The organism is Halomonas sp. C22 (assembly GCF_007655045.1).
Taxonomy (GTDB): Bacteria; Pseudomonadota; Gammaproteobacteria; order Pseudomonadales; family Halomonadaceae; genus Vreelandella; species Vreelandella hamiltonii.
Genome location: NZ_VBVC01000003.1, coordinates 249,893 through 268,170, shown reverse-complemented (window position 1 = coordinate 268,170; position 18,278 = coordinate 249,893). Strand labels below are relative to the sequence as shown.

General features: G+C 57.6%; 13 protein-coding genes. 3 read left to right on the top strand and 10 right to left on the bottom strand.

All coding sequences use genetic code 11. The annotated features are described in order from the left end of the window. Nucleotides 1-1,320 (bottom strand): methyl-accepting chemotaxis protein (locus FEU76_RS07925; RefSeq protein ID WP_144982417.1); only part of this gene is annotated, 1,320 nt, incomplete at its 3' end. Between the two features lie 378 nt (nucleotides 1,321-1,698). Further along, nucleotides 1,699-3,369, bottom strand: a complete 1,671-nt coding sequence (locus FEU76_RS07920; RefSeq protein WP_144981921.1) for a methyl-accepting chemotaxis protein — start codon at nucleotides 3,367-3,369, stop codon at nucleotides 1,699-1,701. 567 nt (nucleotides 3,370-3,936) lie between these two features. On the opposite strand from FEU76_RS07920, the gene FEU76_RS07915 reads away from it, so the two are divergent. Then, on the top strand, nucleotides 3,937-5,667 hold the full coding sequence (locus FEU76_RS07915) for an HD domain-containing phosphohydrolase (protein ID WP_096922444.1): 1,731 nt from the start codon (nucleotides 3,937-3,939) through the stop codon (nucleotides 5,665-5,667). 35 nt (nucleotides 5,668-5,702) lie between these two features. On the opposite strand, the gene FEU76_RS07910 is transcribed toward FEU76_RS07915, so the two are convergent. Further along, nucleotides 5,703-6,209 carry a GNAT family N-acetyltransferase gene (locus tag FEU76_RS07910; protein ID WP_144981918.1) on the bottom strand — a complete coding sequence of 169 codons (507 nt, stop codon included), beginning with the start codon at nucleotides 6,207-6,209 and terminating at the stop codon, nucleotides 5,703-5,705. Between the two features lie 83 nt (nucleotides 6,210-6,292). On the opposite strand from FEU76_RS07910, the gene FEU76_RS07905 reads away from it, so the two are divergent. After that, the gene (locus FEU76_RS07905; protein WP_039176814.1) at nucleotides 6,293-6,925 is read left to right on the top strand and encodes a LysE family translocator; all 633 of its coding nucleotides are present in this window, start codon (nucleotides 6,293-6,295) and stop codon (nucleotides 6,923-6,925) included. Nucleotides 6,926-6,944: 19 nt separating this feature from the next. Here FEU76_RS07905 and FEU76_RS07900 read toward each other — a convergent pair whose 3' ends face one another. The 6 genes from FEU76_RS07900 to FEU76_RS07875 all read right to left on the bottom strand — a co-directional run bounded on the left by FEU76_RS07900 (nucleotide 6,945) and on the right by FEU76_RS07875 (nucleotide 14,200). Further along, nucleotides 6,945-7,943, bottom strand: coding sequence for an LLM class flavin-dependent oxidoreductase (locus FEU76_RS07900; protein WP_039176811.1), 999 nt, complete (start codon nucleotides 7,941-7,943; stop codon nucleotides 6,945-6,947). A 110-nt stretch (nucleotides 7,944-8,053) separates the two neighbouring features. After that, nucleotides 8,054-9,328, bottom strand: coding sequence for a nitrate regulatory protein (locus tag FEU76_RS07895; protein WP_144981915.1), 1,275 nt, complete (start codon nucleotides 9,326-9,328; stop codon nucleotides 8,054-8,056). Nucleotides 9,329-9,401: 73 nt separating this feature from the next. Further along, nucleotides 9,402-10,754, bottom strand: coding sequence for a NarK family nitrate/nitrite MFS transporter (locus FEU76_RS07890; protein ID WP_016914702.1), 1,353 nt, complete (start codon nucleotides 10,752-10,754; stop codon nucleotides 9,402-9,404). A 333-nt stretch (nucleotides 10,755-11,087) separates the two neighbouring features. Continuing rightward, on the bottom strand, nucleotides 11,088-12,107 hold the full coding sequence (locus FEU76_RS07885; protein ID WP_096922450.1) for a patatin-like phospholipase family protein: 1,020 nt from the start codon (nucleotides 12,105-12,107) through the stop codon (nucleotides 11,088-11,090). A gap of 89 nt (nucleotides 12,108-12,196) precedes the next feature. Continuing rightward, nucleotides 12,197-13,297 carry a CZB domain-containing protein gene (locus FEU76_RS07880; protein ID WP_039176802.1) on the bottom strand — a complete coding sequence of 367 codons (1,101 nt, stop codon included), beginning with the start codon at nucleotides 13,295-13,297 and terminating at the stop codon, nucleotides 12,197-12,199. A 147-nt stretch (nucleotides 13,298-13,444) separates the two neighbouring features. Then, entirely contained in the window at nucleotides 13,445-14,200 is a 756-nt protein-coding gene (locus FEU76_RS07875) for a murein L,D-transpeptidase catalytic domain family protein (RefSeq protein ID WP_096922452.1), read from the bottom strand. A gap of 170 nt (nucleotides 14,201-14,370) precedes the next feature. Between FEU76_RS07875 and FEU76_RS07870 the strand changes: the two genes are divergently transcribed. Further along, a complete protein-coding gene (locus FEU76_RS07870; RefSeq protein WP_144981912.1) occupies nucleotides 14,371-16,008 on the top strand; it encodes a L,D-transpeptidase family protein in 1,638 nt (545 codons plus the stop codon). 98 nt (nucleotides 16,009-16,106) lie between these two features. Here FEU76_RS07870 and FEU76_RS07865 read toward each other — a convergent pair whose 3' ends face one another. After that, nucleotides 16,107-17,768 carry a peptidoglycan DD-metalloendopeptidase family protein gene (locus tag FEU76_RS07865; protein ID WP_039176794.1) on the bottom strand — a complete coding sequence of 554 codons (1,662 nt, stop codon included), beginning with the start codon at nucleotides 17,766-17,768 and terminating at the stop codon, nucleotides 16,107-16,109. Nucleotides 17,769-18,278: the final 510 nt, after the last annotated feature.

Here is an 18,278-nt window from a genome sequence, read left to right as displayed (position 1 = left end):
CTCCTCCATGCTTTCGCCACTTTCCTGGGCCTGGTTGGCCCCTTCCACGATACGCTGGGAGATGTCCTCGATCATGGTGCGAATTTCTTTCGAGGAGTTGGAGGTTTTGGTGGCCAGCGAGCGCACTTCGCTGGCCACGACGGCAAAGCCACGACCATGTTCGCCTGCACGGGCTGCTTCCACGGAGGCATTCAGGGCCAGAATATTGGTCTGGAAGGCAATGGAGTCGATCACCTGAATGATCTCATTGACCCGTTTGGAGCTCTCTTCCAGGCCGTGCATCAACTGGCTGGTCTGCTGCGATTTATGCTGGCCCGTTTCGGCTTTCTTGGAGGCATCCTGCGTCAGCAGCTCCGCCTGGCTGGCGGTGTCGGCATTCTGGCGCACGATGGAAGAGATCTCGTCCATGCTGGCGGCGGTTTGCTGGAGTGCCGCCGCCTGCTGCTCAGTGCGTGACGCCAGGTCCTGACTGCCGCTGGCAATTTGTTGTGAACTGCTGGCCACGGCGGAACTGCTCTGGTTCAGCGTGCCAATCATTTCTTCCAGACGCTCCTGCATATCGTCCATGGCGCTATACAGGCGGCCCATCTCATTGCGCCCGCGGGCTTCGATATGGCTGGTCAGGTCGCCCTTGGCAATGTTTTCACAAATCTGCACCGCTCGTTGTAATGGTGCAATGAGGTGACGGTTCAGGGTCATCTGCATTACGACATACAGACTGATAGCAAGTACTACCAATGTGCCAACGACAATGGAGAAAATCAGACCATCTCGTACCGCTTTAGCGTGAGCTTGATTTCCTCTATCCATCGCATAGCCATTAAACTCCTCGACTGCATCGCTAAAGCGAGAAAATCTTTCATTGATTGGGTCTAGCTGCTGTTCAATGGCCTCGAAGTGGCTATTATTCAGGTCTGCACGTAACGCATCGGTCACAACGAACCCATAAGCACTGAGAATGTTGTCTATCAGCAGGCGTCTTTCGGTTCCTTCTGTCAAAACGATACTGCTTAGTGATTGAATACGGGCATCTGCCCTGGAGAGGCTGTGGAGTGCTTCACGAAGAGCGTTTTCGGCTCTATCTTGTCGCAAGTTTCGATAATGCTGCACCATTCTCTCCAGACGAACACGTACCTCCATGAGGTTCGTTTCAGACCTATTGGCAGCACTTGCCTGTTGAGCGCTTATTTGGTTAATTTCAGTGAGTGTCTCTGCTGCCTCTCTCTCTTCTTTGATGCCCATGCCTCCGAGAATGACAACCATGCCTAGCAGTACTAATAATGCCGTTCCTATCATTCTTTTGACGGATATGTTTTTCATAGTCAACCTCCATGTTCCCATATGCCTGGATTGGCATATTAGAGGGAATTAACATGATAGTTGTTTACTATTGGTTTGATTGTTAAAAATAAGTTGACAGCATTATTTAATTCATGCCTAGGTTGTTGGTGAAGTAAGGGTATGATGGTAAGTTTTATTAATGAATAAACGTTGTTATGTTATAATTTATCGTCCGATATTGTTTCTTAAGTGTTTTAAAATTTTCTCTTTGTCAGTTCTTTTGATGCGTTTTGTATTTTAAGTGATCATCGGTGTAAGTGAGGTCGAGATAAGTAAAGCTGCTATAAATTAAAGAGAGCCTGCAAGGGCTCTCTTTGTTCAAGTATTACTGTATAGGGCTAAGTAACATAGCCAATGTCAGAACGCTTCCCATTCCGGGGTGGTGGAGCGGTGGGTAGGAGATGCTAGTTTAGGCGCTGAGGCGACCTGGAATGCTCTCTGTACCGACAGCGGGAGTCCGGTGTTGGCCTGGCGCTCGCTGGCGCGTTTGAGTTTGAATTCGCTGACCAGCTCGGCCAGTCGTGAGGCTTCGTCCTGCAATGAGGCGGAGGCAGTGCTGGTCTCTTCTACCAGAGAGACGTTCTCCTGAGTGGCGGAATCCATCTGCGAGACGGCGGTGCTGATCTGGCTGATGCCGGCTTCCTGCTCCTTGGCCGAGAGGGCCAGCTCCTGCATCATGTCGGTGACGCGCAGAATCGCCTGGTTGATTTCCTCCATGCTTTCGCCACTTTCCTGGGCCTGGTTGGCCCCTTCCACGATACGCTGGGAGATGTCCTCGATCATGGTGCGAATTTCTTTCGAGGAGTTGGAGGTTTTGGTGGCCAGCGAGCGCACTTCGCTGGCCACGACGGCAAAGCCACGACCATGTTCGCCTGCACGGGCTGCTTCCACGGAGGCATTCAACGCCAGGATATTGGTCTGGAAGGCGATGGAGTCGATCACTTGAATGATTTCATTGACCCGTTTGGAGCTTTCTTCCAGCCCGTGCATCAACTGGCTGGTTTGCTGCGATTTATGCTGGCCCGTTTCGGCTTTGCGTGATGCATCCTGGGTCAACAGCTCCGCCTGGCTAGCGGTATCGGCATTCTGGCGCACGATGGAAGATATCTCGTCCATACTGGCGGCGGTTTGTTGCAGGGCGGCGGCTTGCTGCTCGGTGCGCGATGCCAGGTCCTGACTGCCGCTGGCGATTTGCTGTGAACTGCTGGCCACGGCGGAACTGCTCTGGTTCAGCGTGCCAATCATCTCTTCCAGACGCTCCTGCATGTCGTCCATGGCGCTGTACAAGCGGCCCATCTCATTGCGCCCGCGGGCTTCGATATGGCTGGTCAGGTCGCCCTTGGCAATGTTTTCACAAATCTGTACAGCCCGCTGTAGTGGCGATACCAAATGTCGATTGATGGTCACTTGCATCACGGCATAGATACCGAGTGCCGTGAGCACTAGAATACCGACAGTGATCCCCAATATTTGACTATCTCGTAATGTTTCACTGGTGACTTCCTCGCCCCGATCGAGTGCATAGTTATTGAAGTTGCTGACGGCATCTCCAAAGGCAACGAAGCCGTCGTTGATCGTTTCTTTGTAATTGATTAGCTCGCTATAGTTTCCATTGGCCAAATCGCTTCTGAACTCGGGGCGAGTTATATTGTTGTAGGCTTCATTAATGGCGGCTAAATACGTATGCCGCTGCGTGCCAGGCGTCGTGGGCACGCTATTGAGTCCTGCCATCCGTGTATCGGCAACCGACAGACTCGCCTGAGCATGGCCTAACGCAGTCGTTACACGGCTCTCCAGGCCATTTGCGTAGTGTTGCGACAGTCGCTCCAGGCGAACGCGCATCTCCATCAGATTGGCTTCTGCTCGCGCCGCCGCGCTAGACTGTTGAGCACTGATTTGATTGATTTCTTCAACACTGAAGGCGGCTTCGCGCTCTCCCTTGTAGCCCAAGCCTCCTACTACCATCAGCATGACCAGCAGCGCTACCAAGGCCCCTGAGATCAGTCGTTTGACCGATAGATTTTGCATGTCCCTTTCCTTTTGTGTCCCAACGCCTGAAGTGACGTTAATGTGGGTGCTTCAAGATAGCAGTTGTTTGATTGTTTTTAACATAAATTAAAATTCTTGTTTTAAACTATAAGGTGCTATAGCTTGTCGGCGTATTTTAGTTACTTTGTTTCTTTTGGTAATTATTTGATTTTTATTGTCATAATTTATGTAGTGTTGTCTTGTGTTGATATTTAATTAGCTAATTTATATTTGATTTAATGGTTTTGTGTAATGTGTGAGGTTTTTATAAGCACTATAGAGTTTGTCTTTTTTAGGTAAAGCTACTTTAACGATGCAGGCATGTGCTCAACCATGGATGCCGAAAAAGGGCTTATGGTGTCCACATTCATGCCCTTATTGCCTTGAATGATGCGTGTGGTTTTTCTCCGCTTGGCCTACGCTAGGGTAATCAGCCCATGTGAAAAATTGTGTCGTGTCAGCGGTGCTCAGCAGTATTTGGAAGCTGGTGATAATTCAATAAAAACAAAGAATTAATTTTTCGGGCTGTCTACATGGAAAAAACCTCCCTGATAATAGAGGTGTCCCATGCTACTCCAGAGCCGTTATGAGTTTCCTTCTGCCAAGGTCATTCGCGCCTTGCTCCAGCATACCCATGAGCTCTCCATTCACTCTGACGGCATGCCGAGCCCCCTGATCGCCGCCGTCTCGGAGCTGGATCTGCTGACAGGACGGTTAGTGCTGGAAGCCGAGTACGCAGGCCAGCATATCGAACGCTATCTTGGGCAGGGCTGTGTCAATCTCGATATCGAAGCCGTGAAAGGACAGTACCTGCTGGAACGCGAGGCCTACAGCCTCTCCAACGTGGCTGCCAAGCTGCTCAAGACCGATCGAGCTCATTACCGTTTCGAGTGCCAGCTACCTGAGTCGGTGTTCATTCATGAGCACCGAGGTGCCATGCGCATACCGTTCATTCTGGGCATGCAGGCGCGCGTCAATCTCGAAGTTTATCCCCATCAGCTCAGTATCGATGGGCGTGTGCGCAACCTGTCGGTGGGCGGGTGTCTGGTCGATACGCGTCTGACGGATTGTCTGGCGTTGAGCGTCGATCAGGAGATTCCTGGTGTCACCCTCGAGTTTCCCAATGGCGAAAGTTTTTTTGCGGAAGGGTGTGTTCGTCACATTCGCCCTTTTGGGCATCATGGCCATGCGGCGATAGGGGTTCAATTCGTGCGGCTTTCGGCAGCCCAGTCGGAGGCCTTGTTTCGATACGTGACCGAAGCCGAACACGAAGCTGGTTACCGCACAGGGGCAAACGACAAGATGGATTACCATTCGACGCTGTTCATTGCCGGTGCCAAAGAGAAGAAAATTCAGCAGCGTGAGGCCCTGGAGCGAGACAAACGCTCACGCCAGACGCCCATGGAAAAAGGCGTACTCGACGTATCGCATCATATGCAGGTGGGGCTGATGTATACCAAGACGCATGATGCATTCCCCGGTGAGGTACTTTACGACTGCGTTGACACCCTGCGTTATCTGATCGAGTTGGACCGCAAGGCTCTGATGTTTGCGCTTGCCTGTTTGAGAGATGAACCCGAATGGGTGCGCCATGCGGTACAAGCGGCTTGCCAGTTGGCCGATATGCTGTTGACCAGAGACCCTTATGACCCCCAGATTCGCGAAGCGATGCTGGGCACTTTGATACATGACATGGGCAAGCCGCTATTGGTGGGGCCTCAGTTGCCCTCGTTGAAAGTACACATGAACCCTGTACAGAAGGAGATTCTGCGCGGGCATGTGTCGGCACTGCGCCAGAGGCTCATGGAGCTCGACTGGAGCCCCAGTCCGGTGTGTCAGGAGATTATCGACAATGCCAACGAGCGCCTGGATGGTTCCGGCTACCCGAAGGGTAAACGCGGCGATCAGTTATCCGAGTTGATTCGCCTGCTCAGTGTCATCAAGGCCGTCAACAAACTGACCCACGGTCGCAATGGCATACCACCCAGAACGCCTCTGGACGCCTATCGCATGATTTATGAAGCGGACAGGGCGTACGATAAAACCATTCTGGTGGAGTATATTCAGGCCTACGGCCTGTATCCCATCGGCAGTCTGGCGAAGTTCTCGGGGGGCTTTCTGGCGTGGATCATGGACATCGATGGCAAAGGCATGCCCACCCAGGTTCAGGTCGTCAAGAACCTGCGTTTCCCCGATACCAATATGCATACCGTGATGGGGAAGGAGGACATGCCGCAAATAGGCAAGCTGGAGGGCGTGGTTCACCCCCGTGAATACGGGATAGAGCTCAAATCGTAAACATCCGCCCGAAGTAAACTGGCTGGCCCACTGTACTAGGCATCTTTCACCAGCCGCTTGTGCATGACATAGGTGTCCACCAGTCCCAGCGACGGATGGCGAAACGCCTGGGGTACGGTGCCGACAATGGCAAACCCCAGCCGCTGCCACAGGGCGACCGCGACGTGATTGCTGGCCACGACGGCATTGAATTGCATCGCCTCGAAGCCAGCGTCACCGGCCAGCACCTGAGAGTGTTCGCACATGGCGCGGGCCACGCCCTTGCCGCGTGCATGGGGTGTCACCATATAGCCGCAGTTGCAGACATGCTTGCCGGGGCCTGCGGCATTGGCCTTGAGGTAATAAGCCCCTAGCAGTTGACCTTGCCCGTCCTTGACGGCCAGGCTGTGCAGCGGCAGCGTACACCATAGATGGTAGGCATCATCAAAGGTGATGTCGGGGTCTATCGCGTACGTTTCCTGTGCCGCTACAATGGTCTGGAACGTTGGCCAGAACAGGGCGAAATCGTCGCGGGTCATCGGGGTAAATACAAAACGCTGCATGAGTATTCCTGCATACAAGACATGGCATACGCTAGCATAAGCGGATGCCTGAAAGCGTCAACCGAAAGATGGGGAGCCGTCACATGACCCTCGAGAGTGCCCTGACCTATTTCGTGGCGATCTTCGTCTTCGCCATTACTCCTGGTCCCGGTATCTTTGCGCTGCTGGCCAAGGGGATGTCCCAAGGCGTGCGCGCCTGCTGGCCGCTGGCCTTGGGCATGACCGTGAGTGATGTCATCTATCTGATGCTGGCCTTCTATGGGCTGGCTGCCTTGGCAGAAAACTGGGGTGAAGCCTTCACCGTGTTGCGCTATGTGGGCGCGGCTTACCTGTTTTATCTGGGCTGGAAAATGTGGACGGCCAGCGTCACGCCCCCGAGCCTGGAAGGCGGTGCGCCCGTGGCGGCCACATCCGTTCGTGAGGCCCTCAAGGGGTTGACCCAAGGGTTCCTGATCTCGGCCTCCAACCCGAAGGTCATCCTGTTTTATATCGCGTTTCTACCCACCTTCATCGACCTGACCACGCTGAACCATGGCGACATGTTGCTGGTGGTTGGGCTTACCCTGGTGGGGTTGATGATGGGGCTGATGCTGGTGGCGTCGTTTGCCTCGTCGGCACGGCGCTTTTTCCAATCCGAACGCGCCCAGAAGGGCACCAACCGCACAGCAGGTTCCTTGATGCTGGCGGCAGGTGCTTTCTTGATTGCCAAAGGCTGAAGGTTACCAGGTGAACGTGTCAGGCGTCCTTGACGACTGACGCGACGATCTCATAACTGCGCAGGCGGTCCGCGTGCTGATAGAAGTCACTGTTGATCATCAGCTCGTTGGCCCCGGTACGTGCCTGGAAGTCGGCCAGCTGCTCCTTGACCGTTTCAGGGCCACCGATGATGGCCGCGCCAAGAAACTGGGCGACCTGGGCGCGCTCCATGGGGCTCCAGTCCAGATGATCGACCGGGGGTTGTGACTGCGTCGGACGGCCGCGAATCAAATTGAGAAACTTCTGCTGGGCAGTCGTGGCCAGATAGTGGGCCAGGTCGTCGCTGTCGGCCGCCATCACGGGTAACCCTACCATGGCGTAGGGTTCCGCCAGATGCTCGGAGGGCTGGAATTGGTCGCGGTACAGGCGCAGCGCTTCGAAGAGATAGCCCGGCGCAAACTGCGCAGCAAAGGCGAAGGGGAGCCCCAGCCTGGCGGCCAATTGGGCGCTGTAGCCACTGGACCCAAGCAGCCAGATGGGCACATGGGTGCCCTGGCCCGGCACGGCCTTGACGGTTTGCTGGGGCTGGGCTTCGCCCAGGTAGCGGCGCAGCTCTTCCAGCTGTTCTGGAAAGTCATCGACACCCGACTGGGCGTGCCGCCGCATGGCACGCATGGTCGCGCCATCCGAGCCAGGGGCACGGCCCAGCCCCAGGTCGATCCGGCCGGGGTAGAGTGTCTCCAGGGTGCCGAACTGCTCGGCCACCACCAGTGGGGGGTGGTTGGGCAGCATGATGCCGCCGCTGCCAACGCGAATGGTGGACGTTTGCCCTGCCACGTGGCCAATCAGCACGGCCGTGGCGGCGCTGGCGATACCCGCAATATTGTGATGCTCGGCCAGCCAGTAGCGCTGGTAGCCCAGCCGCTCCGTGTGCTGGGCCAGGGCTACGCTGTCTTGAAAGGTCTCGGCGGCACTGCCGCCTTGACGAATGGGCGCCAGGTCCAGAACAGACAGCGCAGTGTTGGCAAGTTGGCTCATGGTGACACCTGCTTAAACGGTCATGGTCAAGCGGCTTGATTTGTTAGCACGCTTTCGAATACACCGTTTATGCGGGTGCCCCTGGCAAATTGCAAGGTGCCAGACGGCCATCAATGGCGCTGGCGCTTGTCATCTTTACGCTGCAGCATCGCGGAAAGGTCGAGAATCGACTGAGCCATGTCGGCCATGCTACGGCTCTGGTCCATGGAGGTCTTGCGTAGAAAGCGGTACGCCTCTTCTTCGCTCATGCCCTGGTGGGCCATGATCAGCCCCTTGGCACGCTCGATCAGCTTTCGTTCTCGCAGGGCCTTGCGGGTATTTTCCAGCTCGTCGCTCAAGCCCTGCAGTCGGCTGGACTGAGCTTGAGCCAGCTCGATCAGCGACCGGCTGAGCGGTGAGTGGAGCGCGCTGGCCGTCAGGTCGCCCAGCGGTTGCGAGGGGGCCAGCATGAGCAGCTGCTCGCAGGGAGCGGGCAGCGGGTGGCCCGGGGTGCTGGTGGCGTGCTCCAGGGCCTTGCGGGCCTCGGCGATTTTGAGATGGCACAGGGCGGTCAGTTGCGTGTTGAGCGTATCTTCCACCGCCTTGATGGTATCCAGCCGCAGCGTGGTGAGTTCGTACCAGGTTTCGCCCAGCGAGTCGCTGACGCCCATGGGCGCATGGGCGCGCTGGCAGGCGATATCGCGAAGCTCGCGGATGCCCGCCAACGTCTTGGGCGAAAGCGCCTGCTGCCAGGTAGCCAACGCCTCGGCGGTGGCAAATTCGGCAAAGGTGTCGAAACAGCGCTGCTGCGCGGCCATCAGCTGGTTGAGCAGCTCACGGTGCGCGTCATCGAAGTGCCCCAGGGTAAACCCGAAGGCGCCGCAGGCGCGCTCTTGCCCGGCCAGCTCCTTGCCCTGCATCAGGTGGAAGATGGCCACCAGTGCCCGCGTAATATCGGGGTCTACGGCCGTGTCGGCGGCTTCGAAAACGATGGCCAGCAACCCGCTGATCAAGTGGTTGAACGCCTGCGTGGCGGCATCCGGCGAAATCGTGAACTGATCGATGGCGCGGCGCAGCGCCGGAAGTTCATCCAGGGCTTGCCACACACCCGCTATGCGGCGAAGCAGCCTGGCCTCTGCCTGTGCGCGAACTTCCTGGCCCAGCGTTTCCAGCCGCTGGCGCATGGCCGCCTCGGCACTTTGGCTATGTTCGAGGTAGGTGGCGCGGCGTGCCTTGAAGCGCTTCCCCTGGGAAGCCAGATAAATGGTCGAAGCGCCCCGTTCGCGCTGCAGAACGTGGATGAACTGACTGATATCGCTGACGATATCGGCGGTGGTGGCCAAATGATGAAGGTTGTCGATATCACAGCGCAGCGCGGTCAAGAGTAGCTGTTGGGCTGAAGACATAATAGTTCCTTGTTACTCGCCGCCTGAAAAGACGGCGCCTCACTGGATGACCAGAGACGCGCCTGCTTAACTGCTAGCGTAAAGAGAGAGCGCCCTGTTCATGACGATCACCGGCGGCCTCACGGTAGGCCTTGGCTTCCTCGGCCTCGGTGGCATCGCTGAAGCGTACCACCAACACGCAAGAAGCCAGCAGCAGTACGGTAATGCCCAGATAAAAGAGCCCTTGCTGGTAGCTGAGGCTTTCATTACGAAACAAGAACGCGGCGGAGACGGCACCAATGTTGCCCCCGGCACCAACGATACCGGCCACGGCTCCCAGCGCCTTCTTGTTGATGAAGGGGACGACCCCGTAAGTGGCACCTTCCGCCATCTGCACGAACAGGCTGAACACCAGCATGATGCCAATCGCCATGCTGAGCACGTGCATCTGCGAAAACGCAATCAGCGCAATGCCTTCGCAGATCAGAGCAATGAAGAGCCAGCGCACACGCCCCTTGAGGCCCGCCTGTTTGGCGAACAGGTCGGAAAAGACGCCGCCCAGAGTGCGGGCAAAGATATTCATCAGCCCGAACAGGCCTGCAATGAGCCCCGCCGTGGCCAGAGTGAGATCAAAGGTATCGAAAAAATAGATGGCGGCGATGTTGTTGATAGTCAGCTCTACTCCGAAGCAGAGCCCGTACACTACAAACAGCGCCCAGACACGAATATCCTTGGCGGCAGCCATGAAGCTCTGCGCTGCGCCATACTCGCCGCTGGCTTCCGGTAGCTCTCCACGAGCACGCAACTCGCTGAAATTGCCATCCGGGGCATCCTGGGTAAAGTACCAATAGGCGATACCCGTCAAAAACAGCACGACCCCTGGTACCAGCATGGCAAGCCGCCAGCCCAGCGCTTCGTTGACGCCCAGCATGAGTATTCCGGAGAAGATGAGTGGCATCAGGATTTGCGTCGTACCGCCCCCCAGGTTACCCCATCCGGCGCTGGTGGCATTCGCGGTGCCCACCACATTGGGGGCGAACATCATGGTGGTGTGGTACTGGGTGATCACGAAAGACGCACCAATGGCGCCAATGGCCAGACGAGCCAGCAGAAAGGTTTCAAAGCTGTTGGCCAGGCTGATCCCCATGACGGGAATGGAGCCCAACAGCAGCAGTCCCGTATAGGTCTTGCGCGGCCCGATGCGGTCGCAGAGCACCCCGATCAGCAGCCTGACCACCACGGTGATCGCCACGGAAGCAATGATGGTGTTGCCGATTTGGGTTTGCGTAAGAGACAGGTCTTCACGTACGACAGCCATCAGCGGGGCGATGCCGAACCAGCCAAAAAAACAGATATGAAAGGCAAACCAGGACATGTGGAATGCCCGCATCTGTGGCGTGGAGAAATCGAGCAGCCGAATACGATTGGCTTTGTGGCGGATGTTCATGGGTGGCCTCGGGTAGCATGGAACGAGTTCGTCAACGCACAACGCCAAGGGCACTGCACAGAGACGGGAACATGCCCTCATCGTTGAAGGTCAGGTTCGACGCACTCGTACCCGGCTGGGCCTGGTCCACGCCTATAACACTGGAAATCACCAAGCAAATAATTCGCCACTAGCCATTTTTTAAATATAAAACATTGATTTAATGAATAACGATGGGTGCGCTGGGGGTGTGGTGCCAAGGGGAGGGAGCAGGGGCGCACTCGATTGGGGCAGTAGCGCCGAGTCGAGTGCGCCAAGTTGGCGCAATATCAGAGGGTGCCTGCTCTTGAAGGACTAGCCATGCAGGTACACGGCGTCGATATCCAGCGTCGAGCGCTCACCAATCGCCTCGAAGTGCTCGTTGAGCCACAGCTCTGCAGCCGCTTTGCCCTGGTCGAACAGGTGGCACAGGAACGGCCATTCGGCATTGAGCTTACTGGATACCGACAGGCTCTCCAGAGCCTTGTCGCCACTGATGCGATGAAACAGAGCCTGCTGGTAGCAGTTTTCGATGCCTTGCTCCTCCAGTGCATGCTTGAGCAGGGCAATCATGCGGACTTCCTTGATCAGCGCAGCGTTGAAGGTGATCTCGTTCAGCCGGTTCATGATGGCCGAGGCCGTGGTGGGCAGCTCATCGCGGCGGATGGGGTTGATTTGTACCAGCAGTATGTCGCGCGCGCTGCACTCTTCCATCAAGGGAAACAGTGCGGGGTTACCCATGTAGCCGCCATCCCAAAAGGCTTCGCCGTCAATTTCGACGGCCTGAAACATGAACGGCAGGCATGCCGACGCCATGACGGCATCGACGCTCATCTCTTCACGACGAAACACGCGTTGCTTGCCGGTACGGACGTTGGTCGCCGCGACGAAGAGTTTCAGCTGGTCGCACTGGCGCACGCGGTCGAAGTCGATATGCGACGCCACGATGTCTCGCAAGGGGTTCAGGTTCAGCGGATTGAGCTGATAAGGGGAAACCAGACGAGTCATCAGGTCCATGGCGACATAGCCCGGTGAATTATCCAGGCTCCAGTTGCCGGTCAGTACGTCCATGGGGGAGCGGCGGATAGGGCTCGCCATGCCCGCCCGGCTGACGGCTTTCCAGAAATCTCGCAACGCTTGCCGAGCCGTCTCCTTGCCGCCGCGAGTCAGCGCGTCGGCCATGACGACGCCGTTCATGGCCCCCGCGCTGGTGCCGCTGATGCCCTCGATGTCGATTCGGTCATCTTCCAGTAGTCGGTCCAGCACGCCCCATGTATAAGCGCCGTGAGCACCGCCGCCTTGAAGCGCCAGGTCGAGCTTTTTTGCTGATGCCATGTGATCCTTCCCATAGTGGCTAATAACCTGCCCCTAAGCATGGCATAAATGAGCACGTTCGGTAGCCTGGCTATCCACGCTGGTATCGGTTATGGCATTCCCGTCAATGGCGTAGGGGAGGGCAAGGGCGTGTCATAGACCGCTTCTTCCATGAGCCGATCCAGCTGTTCGGCCAACGTGATACTCGCTTCTTCCATGAGGGCCAGAGCGGCCAACTGTCCCGTGTGGTCTCCCTGCCTGGCCAGCCGCAGTGCTTCCAGGCCGCTTTCGTGGAAGCGCCGGTGCGGGACGGCCAAGGCGCGGTAGGCGTCCATCCGCTGATAGCGCTGGCCTTCGCCCGTAAAGTACCAGCAGCCCAGGGCGCAGTGCTGGTGGTCGCTCGGGTGTTCATCGACATTGGCTGACAGCAGTTGATGGTAGATATGACTTTTCCAGACGGCGTGTTCCAGCTTGGCGGCCTCCAGACAAGCCGTGGTGGTGCCGTGATGTATGACTTTATAGAGATGCCGAGCACGGTCACTGAGCTGTGTAATCACACGCTCGGCTGTGTCGGCCGTGCAGGCCAGGGCATTGGCCACTTCCCGCTGATGGGCAAGTACTCGGGCGTCCTCTTTCAGGCTGTGGCCTGCCTGTTCCAGCCATTGCTCCAACTGCTGGGCAAGCCGCTGAGTTTGCTCGGAGATATGCTGTATGTCCTGAGCAATCACCGGCCATACCGGCGTTGGCTGCGTTGAGGCAGGGTGATGGGCTGCTTCCAGTGAGGCGTTGACCGATAGAGCATGAGCATGACCAGCGCTGCGCGCCAGTTCCACCGCAATCTTGCGCAGGGACTGGAGTGCGGCTTCGCTGGCAAACGGCGCGGCATAATGCGCATCGGCCTGCGCCAGGCGTTGCCGCTGTTGGTGCAGTGTCTGGGTTGTCTGTTCGGCCACATGAAGCTGCTCGAACATATCGTTCAGCGTGGCTCGCTCACTGGCGAGCTGTTGAGCATGATCGGCAGCCCCTTTGCTGAGAGACTCCAGCATGCGAGCCCCTTTGGTTTGCAGCAGGCTGATGGCTTCGAAAGGCGTCATCAAGCTGAGGGTGCGGCAGCTTTGAGCACTGCGAGCAATGGCCAGCTCGGCCCGCAGGGCGGCGTTTTCCTGTTCCAGACGACGGATGGTTTGGTAAGGGTGCATGAAGGCAAACATGAGACACCTGCCGTGCAATGGTTTGTGATCTTTTGTATCAAATTATTGCAGGAGATGGCCTGTTTGCCTGGGAAAAAGCGTGTCTCGCGATGAAAATCACGCTTTAGGCGCCATAAAGGAGTAAGCGGGTCGTCTGGCCGTAACGGGTTATCTCATCTGTGCGAGCTGCAGGTGGTCATCTTGGCCGCAGCGCAGGAAGGAAGAGGTCGCCAGCCACTCTTCATCGGGATAGTAGGCAAATACGTACTGCTCTTCCTTGAGGCTGTCGATAAGCGGGTAGGTGATGTCTTCGCGAACGGCAGGGCAGCCATGGCTACGCCCGAGTCGTCCCGTCTGGGCTATGAACTCTTCGCTCACATACTCTGCCCCGTGAATCACGATCGCGCGTTGGAAAGCGAGGTCGTTCACCTCTGGCTCCAGGCCCTCCAGGCGCAGCGAGTAGCCATTGCGCCCGTAATAGCTGTTCATGGTGCGAAACAGCCCAATGCTGGATTGAAAGCTTTCCGGGACGTTCGAAAACACTTCTGCCACGGCATCACCCGACCCTCGGCCATGGGACACCAGCTCTTCGAACAGCAAGGCGTGCTGGTGCAGGTCGAAGACCCACAAGCGAGGCTCCGTGGAGGGCAGCGAGTAGTCGATGACGGCCAGGCGCTCGGCGTAGGGGTCGGCACAAGCGATGGCTTGTGCGGCCAGGCGGAGCGCCTCACCGGAGGCGCCAGGCGCCAGTTGTTGCAACTGATGATGAAGGGGCGACACGCCGATGGGGGGCTGGGAAGAGACCTGGGTATAAAAGCTGGCAGCCTGGAGTGGAGAAGCGCCAAGTAACAGGCTCGTGGCGGTCATCAGGGTCAAAAAACGGGGGGTATCAGAGCGGAAACGGGTATACAAGCGTGAGAGCATCGAGTGTCATCCTGCCAAAAGTGCGATAAGCCCCCACCAGAAACGACCACGAACAGGCGCAAGCAGCTATGCTGAAAGGGAGCGTCAGGCTATTCGGTCGGTAATGGGAACTGCCGATATCATTGGGCATCAGCGCCGTACAGCGCTGCATCATAACGCAAGGAGAGGCGATGAACGATCATCCGCGACTAAGACAATGGGCGATAGGCGCTCTGCTTGGCCTTGTCCTGCCCGGCCCCTTGCTGGCGGTGGCAGCGGAGCCTGCTCCCCCTGGGATGCAACAAGCCTTGTCACAGCAGGTCGAGCGGGCAGGGGAGTCGCTGCCGGTGGCAGCGTTTTATCAGCTCAATGGCGGGCAGCCGGTATGGCAGGATGAAGCCCGCGTGGTGGCCCTGGTGCAGGGCCTGAATAGCTTGCTGGATGATGGCCTGACACCCGAGGATTACCGTGCGACGACGCTGCTGGAGGAGTTCCGTGCCAGCCGCGAATGGGACGCTGCCGCCCAGGCACGCTTCGATGTCGATGCCACCCGAGCCCTGTTGCTGGCGCTGGAGCATCTATCGTCGGGCAAGGTCAATCCTCGTCAGGTCGAACCTGGCTGGGATGCCTCGCGCCCAGAGCGCAGTTATGCGCTGCCTCGGGTACTGAGCGCCGTGGAGCGCCACGATGTCGAGTCGGCGCTGGCCATGGCCCGGCCCAGCTCACCCGAGTACGCCCAGCTTCGTCAGGCATTGAGCACCTACCGTCACTTGGCTGAGCAAGGCAGCGTGCCTTACCTGCCCGGCAGAGAGGTTTCGCTGCGCCCCGGCGACCGAGACCCGGATGTGGTCACGCTGCGCCAACGACTGACCCTGTGGGGTGCCTCGGGGCTGTTGGGAGCCGACAGCGGCGCCTACCCGATGATTGGCGTGCAGGGGGCGCAGCGTGACCAGCAGCTGTTCGATGACACCCTGGTGCAAGCAGTGAAGCATTTTCAGCGCCGCCACCAGTTGCAGGAAGATGGTGTCGTGGGGGAGCGTACCCGGCTGGCGCTGAACATGCCGGTGGCTTCACGGGTCGATCAGTTGCGGGTCAACCTGGAACGTGCGCGCTGGATACGCCCCTCCTTGCAGCGCGAGCCTCGGGTGTGGGTCGATATTGCGGGCTACCGGCTGCATTACTTGCGGCCTGACGGCCAGCAGTGGGATGCGCGAGTGGTCGTGGGCACACCGCGTCGTGAAACGCCGGTCATTCACTCCACGATCAGTCATCTGACCATCAACCCCAGCTGGACCATACCGCCTACTATCATGCGGGAAGACGTGTTGCCACGGGTACGTGAGGATATCGGTTATCTGGCCCAGCAAAACATCCAGGTGTTGAGCCCCTCAGGAGAAGCGCTGGATGCCCAGAGCATCGATTGGCAGCGCCCTGGAGGCGTCATGCTGCGCCAGGTGGCGGGTAGCCGTAACCCTCTCGGGAGGGTCGTGGTACGCTTTCCCAATAACGACATGATTTATCTGCACGACACGCCGGCACGCGGCTTGTTTCAGCGGGATCAACGGGCGTTGAGTTCTGGCTGCGTCAGGGTGGAAGGCGTGGCGGAGTTCGCCCAGATGCTGTTACAGGACAGCGGCAGTCGTCATCAGCTCAATGCGCTGATGAACAGTGGGCGCAGCGATCAGAACGTCAACCTGCCTCAGCGCATTCCCGTGGCGCTGCATTACCTCACCGCCTGGCCCAATCCCCAGGGGGAAGTAGAGTTTCGAGATGATATCTACCGCCGAGACCCGGCCCTGCTATCGGCGCTCTCCGCACGCGACGCCTGATCCCCCTTCCACGTATGCTACATAAGCGACAGGCCGCCCCTTGGGGCGGCCTGTCGAACGGCGTAACACGGTGAGTCAAAGAGCTACGAAAGAAAGAACTACTGAACGGTGTCGCTATCGTCGTCACTGCTCTGGTTGCTAGCCACGCTGATGGTGCCGGTCTCGCCACTCTCCAGTGCTGCCAATACCGGTTCTGCCTGGCGCTGGAAGGCGATCAGGGTATCGCCACTCAGGCTGGTGTTCTCAGGCAGCTCGACGGTCATGGCGTTGACAGGCGTATTGTTGACGATGACCTCGTAATGCAGGTGAGGGCCGGTACTGCGGCCCGTATTGCCGGACAGGGCAATGCGCTCACCCATGTCGACACGCTGGCCCTGGCTCACCATCGGCTGCGAAAGGTGCAGGTAGCGTGTGCGGTAGCCGTTATCATGGCGAATCACGATATAGCGTCCTGCCGCGTGGTGGTTGCCCACGCGCTCCACGCGGCCGTTGGCAGGCGCGATGATCGGTGTGCCGATCGGCATCGCAAAGTCGGTGCCGTTATGCGGGCTGACCCGCCCTGTCACCGGGTGAAGGCGGCGCGGGTTGAAGTGAGAGCTCAGGCGATAGTTGCCTTCGAACGGGCGACGGGCAAAGGCCGGGTCCAGGCTGTTGCCTTCCGGGGTGTAGAAGTTGTCGTCGGAAGGGTTGCGCACCACGGTCAGATCCATGCGCTCGCCGTCATATTTGACCGCCAGCACCCGTGAATCCAGCGTTTCGCCATCGATCATGTCAGACTCGACCAATACCTGAAACTGATCCCCCCGGCGGCTGTCGCGACGGAAATCGAGTTTCTTCTCCAACAGGCGGGTCAGCTCGGTGACCGAGCTGCTGCTCAGGCCGGTAGCCTGGGCAGAGCGTGCAAAGCTGCCGCTCACGCTACCCGCGTAAAGCCGCTGTACCGGCTCGCCCTGGCGTTCGATGGTGGTGATAGCAAAGTGTTCGCTGTCTCGTTCCAGCAAAATGCCGTCGCGGGTGTTGCGCATCATGCGCAGCGACAGCAGTCGGCCTTCTTCATCCAGCTGGTAATCGAAGCTGTTGCCGGCGCGCCAGTTGGTCAGCAGGCGCTGGTCGGGCATGTCTTCCAGCAGCGCCAGTACTTCGCTGTAGCCTAGCCCCAGCTCGTTCTGAGCAACCACGGCAAAGGTTTCACCAGACTCGACGATATGCGTCTGCCACTCGGGCACGAAGGGCTCTTCAGCGGCCAGCTCGCGCTCGAGAAAGGAAATATCGTCGAACAGCTCGATATCGTAATCTTCGTAGGAAGTAGCATCAGCAATGTCGACGGTCGGGTCGGTATTGAGCATGCCGCTTGCAAGAGTGCCCACGATCACGGCCATGTGCAGCGCGCCGTCATCGAGCGCAACGGCCAGGGGAGGCACGCTGGCCATGGAGGCTTCGGCGCTGGTGATCACGTCGAGGTCGACGATCTCGGTTGCTGCCAATTCGCTGAGGGGAATATGGTCACGGGTGGCGTCGAGGGCGCGGGAGGCGCGATCGATCGCTTCTGCAACAGGCGTTCGCTCTTGCCGCAGCGAGGGGACACCAGGAGCAGAGTCGCTGGGGAGAGGAACAAGTACGCTCTCCAGCGGTGTGTGAGGTTGATTCAGGTCGTTATACGTCGTCACCAGCTTTTGTGCGCCCAGCACAGTGACCATGGTGGCCACTGGTAATAGTAACAATTTATGCGTGCGGGGCAGCGAATGGAGGATTCGCAACATGGGTAAATGGACCGCCGAATTTGTGAAGTAAACGTAACAAGAAAGTGAGCAAACTCGGGAACCATACCCCAAGGAGGCAGGGGTGAATAGACTGTATATCCATACACAAAACATACTTCTGTCGAAATATGCAAATATTCGACAATGAGAACCGCTCTCGAACGCCGTTCGCTAACAAAAGTAACGGCGTAAACTGCCTTCGATGACCGCCGCATGGCGTGATCATCTTCTTAACCATAGACGCAAATGAAGGGTTATTAAAGATGTGCGTAAGTTGTGTCTAATTAAAACGGCATTTTAAGCACTTACCGACCAAAATGAGCGCTTGAAACGGACGTTTTTCACGGGCCAGGAAAGCGCATCGCCCAAAACGCCCTCCGACCTCGCAAACGTGGCTTTTTGAGGGTAATTGCTAATATTTAGAATGTGTTTTTTTGTTTCTGTATGTTTGTTTTTTGAAACACGGCGATGTTCCTGTGAGCCCGCGTATTAGCCCTTGGTGCAAAATTT